Below are 12,823 nucleotides of genomic sequence, written 5' to 3' on the forward strand. Positions count from 1 at the left end.
ACCACCGCCGCATCGCGCGGCATCGAGAGAGTAGGACCTGAGCATGATCCAGTTCCCCGACGGTTTCCTCTGGGGCGCCGCGACCGCCGGCCACCAGATCGAAGGCAACAACGTCAACAGCGACTGGTGGGCCCGTGAGCAGATGATGCCGGGCATGGACCTGTCCGGCGACGCAGTCGACAGCTACCACCGCTACCGCGAGGACATCCAGCTGCTCGCCGACGCAGGACTCACCTCTTACCGCTTCAGCCTCGAGTGGTCGCGTATCGAGCCGGTGCGCGGACACTTCTCGAAGGCGGAGCTCGCGCACTACCGCCGTATGATCGACTTCTGCCTCGAGCTCGGCGTGACCCCGGTGGTCACCCTGCAGCACTTCACCACTCCGCAGTGGTTCGCGGCGCTCGGTGGCTGGGACGGGCCCGAGGCGCTCGAGCTTTTCGGCGCGTACGTCGAGCAGGCGTGCACGATCCTCGACGGTGTCGAGTGGGTGGTCACCATGAACGAGCCCAACATGCAGGCGGCCATCATGACGATGATGCGCCACCTCGGTGCCGGGGGAGGCGAGTGGACCAGCCCCACGGTCGAGGCGGACGGCGACCAGGAGAAGAAGCAGTCGCACAGCGACTTCCTCACCTACGCCGACCCCGAGATCGGCCGGCTGTTCACGCGCATCCACCACGCCGCCCGTGGCATCGTGCGCGCACGCACCGGTGCCAAGGTCGGATGGACCATCGCGGCCGGTGCGCTCACCGCGGCTCCCGGCGGCGAGGAGAAGCTCCGGCAGATCCGCTACGGCAAGGAGGACGTGTACTGGGAGGGCAGCCGCGGCGACGACTTCGTCGGCGTCCAGGCGTACTCCAGCCAGGAGGTCGATGCGAACGGCCTCGTCCCGCACCCGCCGCACACTGACAACACCCTCGTCGGCACGTCGTACCGTCCGGACTCGCTCGCGATGGCCGTGCGCCACGCATGGGAGGTCAGCGAGCACACACCGATCATGATCACCGAGAACGGGATCGCGACCACGCGGGACGAGCAGCGCGTCCAGTACACGCGCGAGGCGCTCGAGGGCCTCCACGGCGCGATGGAGGACGGCATCGATGTGCGCGGCTACCTGCACTGGAGCCTGCTCGACAACTTCGAGTGGGGTCACTGGGAGCCGACCTTCGGCCTCATCTCGGTGGACCGCGACACGTTTGCACGCACGCCCAAGCCGAGCCTCGGCTGGCTCGGCTCGGTCGCGAAGGCCAACGCCCTCGGCTGACCGCGCCTTTCCAGCACTACCACGCGGCGGGGCAGACCCACGTCCCAGCCCCGCCGCGCGCCCGTCGTCCCACCTGCAGCAAGGAGCCCCTGCCATGACCGCATCCTTCCCCGACGTCTCCGCCCGCCCTCTCGCCGAGCTGACCTCCTTGGCGGGGCGCGTCGGAGTGGTCACCGGCGGTGTCCAGGGCCTCGGACGTGCGATCGCCGAGCGGCTCGCGGAGGCGGGCGCGACCGTCGTCATCGCCGACCTCGACGCGGCACGCGCGGCGGCGGCAGCGGAGCAGGTGGCGGAGCGGCACCGGGTGCGCGCGCTCGGCGTCGCCATGGACGTGGCGAGCGCGGCGGACGTCGACCGCGCCGCCGAAGAGCTCGCGAGCGAGCTCGGACGCGTGGACATCTGGGTCAACAACGCGGGCGTGTTCCCGTCCGCCCTGCTCGCGACCATGACGGACGAGGCATGGGACCAGGTTTTCGCCGTCAACGTGCGCGGGGTCCGCAACGGGTCGCGCGCTGCCGCACGCCTCATGGGCGCGGGCGGCGGCGCCATCGTCAACATCGCCTCGCTCGCCGCCTTCGAGGGCACCGCGCCGGGCCTCGGCGCGTACGTGGCTTCGAAGCATGCGGTGCGCGGGCTCACCCGTCAGCTCGCACTCGAGCTCGCGCCGCAGGGCATCCGTGTGCTCGGCGTCGCCCCCACCTTCGTCCCCACCGAGGGCAACATCGCGGCAGCGATGGCTGCGTCCGGAGGGGCCGCGCCGGGCGTGAACATGCCTCAGCCGAAGTCGCTCGCCGGTCGCATGGGAACTCCCGACGACGTTGCGCGCATCGTGCTGTTCTGCGCCAGCGATATGTCCGCCTTCATGACCGGCAGCACCCTGCTCGCCGACGCCGGGGCGCACGCCTAGGCGACCGCACGACCATCGCACCTGGAGGATCCGCATGACGCACCCCGCACCCGCCCCGCTCACGCTCGAGCAGAAGGCCGCGCTGCTGTCGGGTGCCGACCTGTGGCACACGCGCGCGATCCCCGAGGCCGACGTGCCGACACGCACGCTCGCGGACGGCCCGCACGGCGTGCGGCTCCAGGACGCGTCGCAGGACCACCTCGGCATCTACGCCAGCGCTCCCGCCACCGCGTTCCCGACCGGTGCGGCGCTCGGGTCGACCTGGGACCCCGACCTGGTCGAGGAGGTGGGCGTCGCGCTCGGCCGCGAGGCGCGGGCGCTCGGCGTCGACGTGCTCCTCGGCCCGGGTATCAACATCAAGCGCTCGCCGCTATGCGGGCGCAACTTCGAGTACCTGAGCGAGGACCCGTTCCACGCCGGCGTCCTCGGTGCCTCGTGGGTCCGGGGCGTCCAGTCGCAGGGTGTCGGTGCGTCGCTCAAGCACTACGCCGCGAACAACCAGGAGACCGAGCGCCTGCGCGTGAGCGCCGAGGTGGACGAACGCACGCTCCGCGAGATCTACCTTCCGGCGTTCGAGCGCGCCGTCACCGAGGCCGCGCCCGCGACCGTGATGTGCTCCTACAACAAGGTCAACGGAACCTTCGCCTCCGAGCACCACTGGCTGCTCAGCGAGGTGCTGCGTGACGAGTGGGGCTTCGACGGCTACGTGGTGTCCGACTGGGGCGCAGTCCATGATCCCGTCGCGGCACTGCGCGCTGGCCTGGACCTGGAGATGCCGTCGACCGGGGAGGCAAGCCCCGCAGCCATCGTCGCGGCGGTCCAGGCAGGCGAGCTCGACGAAGCCGTCGTCGACCGCGCCGTCGCACGCATCCTGGCAACGCACGATCGGCTCGACACGCAATGCGGCGAGGCCGAGGTGCCCGACCTTGACGCCCACCACGCGCTCGCGCGACGCGCCGCGGCGGCAGGCGCGGTGCTGCTGTCGAACCGGGACGGCGCGCTGCCGCTCGACCCGATCGACGGCGGGCTTATCGCCGTGATCGGTGGGTTCGCGACCGCGCCCCGGTTCCAAGGTGGCGGCAGCTCCCATGTCAACCCGACCCGCGTCGACGTCGCCCTGGACGAGATCCGCCGCCTCACCGCCCGACCGGTCGAGCACGCGGCAGGTTTCTCTCACGATGCCGCCGACGGGGAAGCGCTCGCGGACGAGGCAGTCGCGCTCGCCGCTCGGGCCGACGCCACCGTACTGTTCCTGGGCCTACCGGAGGAGGACGAGTCCGAGGGCTTCGACCGGGCGCACCTGGACCTGCCGCCGGCGCAGCTGGCGCTGCTCGAGCGCGTCGCGGCGGACTGCGACACGGTGATCGTGGTGCTCAGCAACGGCGGCGCCCTTGCGCTCGGCCCTGTGATCCAGCACGCCGACGCCGTCGTGGAGATGTGGCTCGGTGGACAGGCCTCCGGCGGTGCCGCCGCCGATCTGCTGCTCGGCGTGGCAGAGCCCGGAGGGCGGCTCGCCGAGACCCTGCCGCTGCGGCTCGAGGACACCCCGGCGTTCCTCAACTTCCCGGGCGACCGCGACGGCGTGCTCTACGGCGAGCGCGTCTACGTGGGCTACCGCTGGTACGACACCGTCGAGCGTGCCGTGCTCGCGCCCTTCGGGCATGGGCTGTCCTACACGATTTTCGAGCTTGACGGCCTGGAGGTCGAGGTCCCCGACCCGACCGCAACGCGCGCGACCGTGCGCGTGACCGTGACCAACACCGGCGACCGGCCAGGCTCCACGGTGGTGCAGCTCTACGTCTCGGACCCCGTGGCGACGCTCGACCGGCCCGCATCGGAGCTCAAGGGCTTCGCGAAGGTCACGCTCGCCGCGGGGGAGTCGCGACGTCTCACCTTCGAGCTCGACGAGCGGGCCTTCCAGTTCTGGTCCCGCCATGGCTGGCTCGCCGAGGCTGGCGAGTTCGTGGTCCGGGTCGGGATGTCAAGCAGGGACATCCGGGCCGAACGCTCGATCGCGCTCGACCTGCCCGCGTCGCTCGCTTCGCTCACCGTGGACTCGACCATCACCGAATGGCTCGCCCACCCGCAGGGCGGCGTCGTGGTCCAAGGGATCCTGGGCGCGATGGCTGCGAACTCGGGCGGCGCGGGGCTGTCGGAGGGGCCCGGTCTGCGCATGGTCGAGCAGCTCTCGCTTTCCCGCCTGTTCCAGCTCGCCGGCCGTGACGGCAAGGCCGAGGTCGAGCGCATCCTCGCCGGTCTCACGGTCGGGGCGCGGTAGCCGGCGTTCCGCGCCAAGAGGCGTCAACCGCATCGTCCCCGATAGGCGACCCGGCAGGGGAGCCGCACCACCGATCGATCGACGTCGGCGCACCGCGGCCGACGAGCTCAGGAAGGCTTGACATGCTGAAGCCCAAGATGACCCCCACCCGCGAGCTGGTCAACCTCGATGGCACCTGGCTCTTCGGTATCGACTCGCGCCTCGGCGACGAACCGTGGCGCGGCGCGTTGCGGACCCCGCTGGAGGCGGCGGTCCCGGCGAGCTACAACGACCTCTTCGTCGACGACGAGATACGCAGCCACGTGGGCTGGGTCTATTACCAGCGGCGGGTTCAGGTGCCGCGTGGTTGGTCGGAGGAACGGATCCTGCTGCGGTTCGACGCCGCGACCCACGCGGCGCGCGTTTACGTGGACGATGCGCTGGTGGGGGAGCACGTGGGCGGCTACACGCCGTTCGCGGTCGACATCACCGAGCACGTCTCGGCGGGCACTGCGTTCCGGCTCACGATCGGCGTGTCGGGCGACCTCACCAACGAGACCATCCCGCCCGGCAAGATCGAGGTGGGCATGACGGGGAAGCGGGTGCAGACCTACTTCCACGACTTCTACAACTACGCCGGGCTAGCGCGCTCGGTGTGGATGTGCACCACGCCGCGGTCGCGCATCGAGGACGTGGTGGTCAGCACGGATTTCGACGGCACCGTGGGCAGCGTGACCTATGCCGTCGACGTGGAGGGCGAGGGCGCCGTGCGAGTGGTCCTGCGCGACGAGGAGGGCGCGGTCGTGGCGTCGTCCTCGGGTGCGTCGGGCGTGCTCACCGTTCCTGACGTCACGCTCTGGAAGCCGGGCGCCGCGTACCTGTACGACCTGGCCGTCGAGCTCCACGACGCAGACAGGGTGGTGGACGCGTATTCGCTGCCGGTGGGCGTCCGCACCGTCGAGGTGCGGGGCACGCAGTTCCTCATCAACGGGGAGCCCTTCTACTTCACCGGCTTCGGCAAGCACGAGGACGCGCCCGTGCGGGGCAAGGGGCACGACGACGCCTACCTGGTCCACGACTTCCAACTCATGGAGTGGATCGGCGCGAACTCGTTCCGCACGTCGCACTACCCCTACGCGGAGGAGGTGCTCGAGTTCGCCGATCGCCACGGCGTGGTCGTCATCGACGAGACCGCTGCGGTGGGGCTGAACATGGGGGTCGTGGGCGGCATGTCGGGCACACCGCCGTTCCCGACATTCTCCGAGCAGTACGCCAACGCCGCCACCCAGGCCGCGCATGCGCAGCACCTGCGGGAGCTCGTCACGCGCGACCGCAACCACCCGTCCGTGGTGATGTGGTGCATCGCGAACGAGCCCGCCTCCAACGAGGACGGCGCTCGCGAGTACTTCGAGCCGCTGGTGCAGCTGGCGCGCGAGCTGGACCCGACCCGCCCACTGTCCTACGCGCTCGTCATGTTCGCCACATTCCAGAACGACCAGATCATCGACCTCTTCGACGTGGTCTGCATGAACCGCTACTACGGCTGGTATGTCGCCTCGGGCGACCTGGCGACAGCCGAGGCGTACCTGACCGGGGACATCAGGGGCTGGATCGAGCGCACGGGCAAGCCGATCATGATGACCGAGTACGGCGCGGACACGATGGAGGGACTCCACTCGGTCCACACCCAGGTGTGGACCGAGGAGTATCAGCGCGACTATCTCGCGATGAACCATCGCGTTTTCGACCGCTTCCCCGAGTTCGTGGGCGAGCAGATCTGGAACTTCGCGGACTTCGCCACGACCAACGCGATCCACCGCGTCGGCGGCAACAAGAAGGGAGTCTTCACCCGCGACCGGCGGCCCAAGTCGGTCGCCTTCGACCTGCGCGCGCGGTGGACGGGGCTCGAGGGCCGCAAGCCCGGCACCGGCACGACCGAGCAAGGCGGACGCTGATGGCACGCTGGGCCATCGTTGGCACGGGCGACATCTCCGCACGCCTTCTCACCGACCTGCGCGCGACACCCGGTACCGCGGTCACCGCTGTCTGGGGCCGCGACGAGCTGCGTACCAAGGAGTTCGCTGCCGCACACGGCATCGAGACGAGCACGTTCGATCGAGCGGCGCTGCTCGCGCGCGAGGACGTGGACATCGTCTACATCGCGACGCCAGCGCACACGCACCGCGCCATCGCCATCGAGGCGCTGGAGGCCGGCAAGCACGTGCTGGTCGAGAAGCCGATGGCCACCTCGGCGCGCGACGTGGAGGACATCTTCGACGCAGCGGCCCGTGCGGACCGCTTCGCGATGGAGGCCATGTGGATGCGCTTCAACCCGCTTCACGTCGACATCCGCGGGCGGATCGAGTCCGGTGAGATCGGCACCCCGACCGGCGTGCGCGCGAGCTTCGGCACGCCGTTCTTCCCCCGGCCTCGCGTGCAGCGACCCGAGCAGGGAGGGAGCTCGTTGCTGGACCGTGGTATCTATGCGGTGACGCTTGGGCATTGGTTCCTTGGAGAGCCGACGGCCGTTCATGCGCAGGCCACATTCGTCGACGGGGTCGATGTCCGCGGCCACGCGACGCTTGAGCACGAACGAGGCTTCACGCAGATCGCCTGGTCCAGCATGGAGTTTCTCGACCTCTCCGCGGCCGTCGCAGGCGAGCACGGCTGGATCTCGATCGACCCGATGTTCTGGGCAGGCACCTCCGCCAAGGTGCACGCGGGCTCGATGGAGCGCATCTTCCAAGCTCCGGGCCCCGTGAGCCACCCGCGCGTGGGCAATGGCTACGGCCCCATGCTCCGCTCCGTGGAGGATGCGCTCTCCGCCGGGATGCGCCAACACCCTGCACACGACGCCCCCGCGACCATCGCGGTCGCACGGACTCTCGACCTCATTCTCGGCGCGGCAGCGCGCCCCACACCGTGACTGGAGCCCTACTGATGACCTATTTCTGCAACCCGCTCGACCTTGCGTACCGGTATCAGGAGACGCGCTTCTCCGGCATGGTCCAGGGCATGCAACTCGGCCCGGCTCGGCGGAGCGTGCACAGGGAGGCAGCGGATCCCTCGGTGGTGCGATATCGCGGCCGCTACTTCATGTTCGTGTCGATGTCCCGCGGGTTCTGGCACTCCGACGATCTGATCGAATGGACATACCAGGCGACCGACAGGCTGCCTGCCTACGACTATGCGCCCGACGTGCGGGTGGTCAACGGGGCGCTGCTCATCAGCGCCTCGCGCAAGGACCGGGCATGCCCCTTCTTCCGCAGCGAGAACCCCCTTGCGGACGACTTCACCGAGGTCAGCCCCGGGGCCTTTGCCTTCTGGGACCCCGCGGTGTTCCAGGACGATGACGGGCGCGTGTTCCTCTACTGGGGCTGCGACGCCGTGCTCCCGATCTACGGGGTGGAGCTCGACGCGGAGCTCGAGCCTCTGGGTGAGCCTGTCGAGCTGATCCACGCCGATGTGCCGCGCCGCGGGTGGGAACGCCCGGGAGAGAACCATGTGGTGCCCGAGCCGACCACCGAGCTCGAACGCAAGATCGCGGCATTCTCCGCGTCAGGTCCGTACCTCGAGGGTGCGTGGATGACCAAGCATGATGGCCGGTACTACCTCCAGTACGCCGGACCCGGCACCCAATGGAACACCTACGCGGACGGCTACTTCGTGGGTGAGTCCCCGCTGGGGCCCTTCACCTACTCGGAGCACAGCCCGTTCTCGTACAAGCCGGGCGGTTTCATGACCGGGGCGGGCCATGGCAGCACCTTCGAAGACGAGCACGGCAACTGGTGGCATGCCGCGACCATGCGGATCAGTGTCAACGACGTCTTCGAGCGCCGTGTCGGGGTCTTCCCTGCGGGATTCGACGAGGACGGCGTCCTGTTCTGCCGCCAGGAGTTCGCCGATTACCCGACCGCGGTGCCGCAAGGCAAGGTCGACCCCCGTGCCGTGACCGAGCCTCCGTGGATGCTCCTGTCGTACGGCGCGCCCGCCACCGCATCGTCCACCCTGAGCGGGCACGATGCGGCGCTCGCGACCGACGAGGACGCGCGCACGTGGTGGGTCTCCGGTTCGGACGAGCCGGGTGAGTGGCTGGCGGTCGACCTCGGCGAGGTCATGAGCGTCGCCGCATTCCAGGTCAATCTTGCCGACCACGACCTGGCGTCCGTGGCGCCTGAGCTGGCCGAGGGCGCGGACATGGGGCACACCTGGCGCAGCATTCACGCCGCTCACGACGCGGCGCTCGTCCGTGTGGAGGGTTCCGTCGACGGCGTGACATGGATCGAGCTTCACGACGGCGCACGCGACGGCGAGGATCGGCCGCATGCATTCATCGTGCTCGACGCTCTGCAGGCGTTACGCCACGTACGCGTGACCTCGATGCAGGTTCCGTTCGGGGGACGGTTCGCCGTGAGCGGGTTCCGTATCTTCGGTCGAGGGGAAGGGGAGAGGCCCGCCGCCGTCAGGCCCCGAGCCGCGCTGGTCGAGGCGCGCACGGCATGTGTCGAGTGGGACGCGGTCGACCATGCTCAGGGCTACAACGTGCGGTTCGGCAACGCTCAGGACAAGCTGTACCGCAGCTGGATGGTCTACGGCTCGACCCGCTTGGAGATCCCGGCGCTCAACGCTGGCGTCGAGACCTGGGTGGCGGTGGACTCTTTCAATACATGCGGCGTGACGCGTGGTGCGGCGGTGCGGGTCAAAGGCGGCGAATCCGCCTGAGGATTCACCTGCTCGCGCACGTCTTGCGCGAATGGGTGCGCCTTACGTGGCCCGTCGCGCGCGATACTCGGTGGGCGTGGTCCCGTAGGCCTTACGGAAGACCTTGACGAAGTAGTTCGCGTCCTCGTATCCGACGAAGGCGGCGATGTCCCGCACGCTCCGCGACGTCGTGGCGAGCAGCCGTGCGGCCCGGCTGCACCGACGCTCGGCAACGTACTGCGTCACCGACATCCCCGTGGCCTCCTTGAATCGCCGCGTCAGCGTCGACTCGGAGACGCCGATGCTCGCCGCCAGCGCCGAAGTGGAGACCGGGCTGCTCAGGTGGAGCTCTATCTCGTCGTGCGCCTGGCGCACGGTGGGCGGGTATCCAAGCCGACGATGACGCCGCACCGCCCGGCAGAACGCCGAGACCATCTGCGAGTTGAAGGAGGCCGACCGGCGTGGATCGGCGCTGTGCCCCACGCGGTGGAGTCGTTGGGCGTACTCCTGGGAGATCGCGTCGATGGTGACACCCGGCACTCCGCCGCGCTGGGCCGCCACGCGCGCCATGATCCGAAGGATCGTCGTGCCCAAGAAGGGCGTCGTGAGGTACGTGATGGTGCTGGGGATGGTGGACAAGCGCTCGAGAGTCTCGAGCGCCTCAGACGTCGACCCGTCCGCGACCGCGTCCATGAAGGCCTGCTCCAGCCGGTACCGCTCCGCGATCACGTCGAACGTCGCGGACTGAGGCGCGTCGTCGGAGCCTGGCGCGATGCTCCCGCCGAGTGCGGAGACCTGTCGGAGCGCGCCGAGCGCGTCCCTGCCGCCGGTCGCACGAAGCGCCGCGGCGGCACCACGGTAGATGTACTCCGCGTCGACGATGGGATACCTGGTCCGGTAGAGCCGGTACAGCTCCGCATGCGAACGGGGCAACGCCTGCGCCCTCACCAGCTCGGGCACAGTCTCGGGATACATAGCGTGGTGCGTGTACGGCCCGATGAGCAGCAGGCGGTCCTTCGATCGGGCCACCGCGGCCGCCATGCCGAGCGGCTCTTCGATCTCGTGGATCACCTCGGCAGGCATCGCTTGGACCATCTGCAGCAGGGAGCGCGCCGTGAAGGCGGGCTGGATCCGAGGGTCGAGGCAATGGTCACGCTCGAACGCGGAGAGGTTGGCGTCGAGGTCTGAGCTCAGTGTGGCGGTGCAGCCGAGGACCTCTCCGATCGCCTCGAGCACGGCCTCGGCGCGGCCCGCTGCGACGGCCTGACCGGGTGCTCCCATCGCTCCCATCGACCCCTCTCTCTCCCATGCACACGCAGTGCTATATCTGTGCGAAACGTTCTATCACGCCACCTCCCGGAACTCCTACCGTGTACACATGCCGAGCCGTGTCGGCCCGTTGCACCAAAGGAGCCCGCCATGACAATCGATCCGATCCGTTCTCTCCGACGAGAGACCCTCATCCTCGAGGGCTGGGCGTTCGCCCCCACCGAACTGCCGCTCGACTCGACGTGGGAGCAGGTTGCCGCTGCAGGCGCCGAGGTGGCGCTCCCGCACACGTGGAACGCCGTCGACGGCCAGGCGGGTGGTGAGTACCGTCGCGGCCGCTCGACCTACGCTCGCCGCATCGTTGCCGACGTCGAGTCCGCCGAGACCTGGGTCGAGTTCGAGGGCGTGAACTCCACCGCCCTGGTCTCCATGGGTGGGCAACTGCTCCGTCAGCACGACGGGGGGTACTCGACCTTCCGGGTGAACCTCACCGACGCTCTCGTGGACGGCGAGGGGACGCTGGTCGTGGTGGTCGACAACGCCGCCAACGAGACCGTGTATCCGCAGCAGGCGGACTTCACGTTCTACGGCGGGATCTACCGCGACGTGCGCCTCATCGGCGTCCCCGCGACCCACCTTGCTCTCGCCGACGGCGGGCCCGGGCTCACCGTCACGCCCGCGCTCGCGGGTGAGCGCGCCGACGTGGCGCTGACTGCCGCGGTGGTCGGGGCGCCTGAGGGCGCCGTGGTCAGGTTCGCCATCGACGGCGAGTCGGACGTGACGGTGCCGGTGGTCGACGGCGTCGCAGAGGCGCCGCTCACGATCGACCAGGTGCGTCGCTGGCACGGCCTCCGCGACCCGCACCTCTACACCGCTCGTGCCGAGGTGATCGTCGGCGACCAGGTGGTCGACGCCGTCGCCCTTCGATTCGGGTGCCGCGAGTTCGCCATCGACGCCCAGCGTGGATTCATCCTGAATGGCGAGGAGTACCCGCTGCGCGGAGTGTCCCGCCACCAGGACTTCCAGGGTGTCGGCAACGTCCTCACCGAGGCGATGAAGCAGGAGGACATGGCGCTGATCCAGGAGATCGGTGCCACCACCGTGCGCCTCGCGCACTACCAGCACGACCAGCGGTTCTACGACCTTTGTGACGAGGTCGGCCTGGTGGTGTGGGCGGAGATCCCGCAGATCACCGTCTTCCTGCCGGGCGCGGTCGACAACGCCCGCTCCCAGCTCACCGAGCTGATCGTCCAGAACCGGCACCACGCGAGCATCGTCTGCTGGGGCCTGTCGAATGAGATCACGCTGGCTGGTGCCGGCGAGGACGTGCAGGCCGCCCATCGCGACCTCAACGACCTGGCTCACGAGCTGGACGCGACGCGACCCACCGTCATGGCGAACCTGTTCTTGCTCGAGACGGACCACCCCCTGGTCACGCTGCCCGACGCCATGTCGTACAACCTGTACTTCGGTTGGTACGTGGGCGAGGCACCCGACAACGACACGTGGCTCGACGACTTCCACGCGGCTAACCCCGCCACCCCGATCGGCCTGTCCGAGTACGGCGCCGACGCGAACCCGCGCTACCAGTCGGCAACCCCGGCCAAGGGTGACTACACGGAGACCTACCAGGCGCTCTATCACGAGCACATGGTGGAGATGATCGACCAGCGGCCGTGGCTGTGGGCCACCCACGTGTGGAACCTTGCGGACTTCGGCTCGGCGGGGCGCGACGAGGGCGGCGTCACCGGGCGCAACCAGAAGGGCCTGGTTTCCTTCGACCGCTCACTGAAGAAGGACGCGTTCTACGTCTACAAGGCCGCGTGGTCGACGGAGCCGTTCGTGCACGTCGCCGGACGCCGCCGCCCCGATCGCGCCGAGCCCACCACCGAGGTGGTCGTCTACTCGAACCAGCCCACTGTGACCCTGGCGGTGGACGGCGCCGAGGTCGGCACGGTGACGGGCGAGCGAGTGTTCCGCTTCACTGTGCCGCTGAGCGGGGAGCACCAGGTCACGGCGCGCGCCGGCGATCTGGCCGACTCGATCACGGTCCGCAAGGTCGAGCACGCCCCCGATGCGGAGGTCATGCCGACCACCACCATCTCCAACTGGTTCGAGAACGCGGAGCTCCCCACCCCCGAGGGCTTCTTCTCGATCCACGACACGCTCGCCGACATCAAGAGGTCGGATGCGGGCGCGCGACTGCTGGGGTCCGTCATGGAGGCGGTGTCGACGAGCCGCGGCGAGGTGGGACGCGGGGTCGAGATCCCGCCGGCGATGCAGGCCATCGTCGACCGCATGAGCGTCGAGAAGCTCCTACAGCAGGCCGGGGGAGTCCCGATCGAGCAGGTCGCGGCCCTCAACGCGCAGCTCAACCTCATCGCGAAGTAGCACGAGGATCGGCGCCCCGCGCGGCGGGGCGCCG

Annotated in this window: 8 protein-coding genes; 7 read left to right on the forward strand and 1 reads right to left on the reverse strand. The window is 69.4% G+C overall.

The features are described 5' to 3' along the window. Positions 1–43: 43 nt before the first annotated feature. From AOM09_RS05330 to AOM09_RS05355, 6 genes are all read left to right on the forward strand, one after another. Positions 44–1,264 (forward strand): glycoside hydrolase family 1 protein, encoded by a 1,221-nt coding sequence (locus AOM09_RS05330; RefSeq protein WP_174452914.1) that lies wholly within the window; start codon positions 44–46, stop codon positions 1,262–1,264. Between the two features lie 94 nt (positions 1,265–1,358). Next, entirely contained in the window at positions 1,359–2,171 is an 813-nt protein-coding gene (locus tag AOM09_RS05335) for an SDR family NAD(P)-dependent oxidoreductase (RefSeq protein ID WP_062385352.1), read from the forward strand. Positions 2,172–2,205: 34 nt separating this feature from the next. Then, positions 2,206–4,449, forward strand: coding sequence for a glycoside hydrolase family 3 C-terminal domain-containing protein (locus AOM09_RS05340; RefSeq protein WP_062385354.1), 2,244 nt, complete (start codon positions 2,206–2,208; stop codon positions 4,447–4,449). Positions 4,450–4,571: 122 nt separating this feature from the next. Continuing rightward, positions 4,572–6,383 (forward strand): beta-glucuronidase, encoded by a 1,812-nt coding sequence (gene uidA / locus AOM09_RS05345; protein ID WP_062385356.1) that lies wholly within the window; start codon positions 4,572–4,574, stop codon positions 6,381–6,383. Further along, positions 6,323–7,354 (forward strand): Gfo/Idh/MocA family protein, encoded by a 1,032-nt coding sequence (locus AOM09_RS05350; RefSeq protein WP_156162251.1) that lies wholly within the window; start codon positions 6,323–6,325, stop codon positions 7,352–7,354. Before uidA ends, AOM09_RS05350 begins: the two co-directional genes overlap by 61 nt. Before the next feature lie 14 nt (positions 7,355–7,368). Further along, entirely contained in the window at positions 7,369–9,150 is a 1,782-nt protein-coding gene (locus AOM09_RS05355; protein WP_062385363.1) for a family 43 glycosylhydrolase, read from the forward strand. A 42-nt stretch (positions 9,151–9,192) separates the two neighbouring features. On the opposite strand, the gene AOM09_RS05360 is transcribed toward AOM09_RS05355, so the two are convergent. Beyond that, entirely contained in the window at positions 9,193–10,410 is a 1,218-nt protein-coding gene (locus tag AOM09_RS05360; protein WP_062385366.1) for a helix-turn-helix domain-containing protein, read from the reverse strand. A 138-nt stretch (positions 10,411–10,548) separates the two neighbouring features. Here AOM09_RS05360 and AOM09_RS05365 point away from each other — a divergent pair, with 138 nt between their 5' ends. Then, entirely contained in the window at positions 10,549–12,789 is a 2,241-nt protein-coding gene (locus AOM09_RS05365; protein WP_082098875.1) for a glycoside hydrolase family 2 protein, read from the forward strand. Positions 12,790–12,823 lie beyond the last annotated feature (34 nt).

The sequence above is a fragment of the Demequina iriomotensis genome, from assembly GCF_000971395.1.
Lineage (GTDB): Bacteria > Actinomycetota > Actinomycetes > Actinomycetales > Demequinaceae > Demequina > Demequina iriomotensis.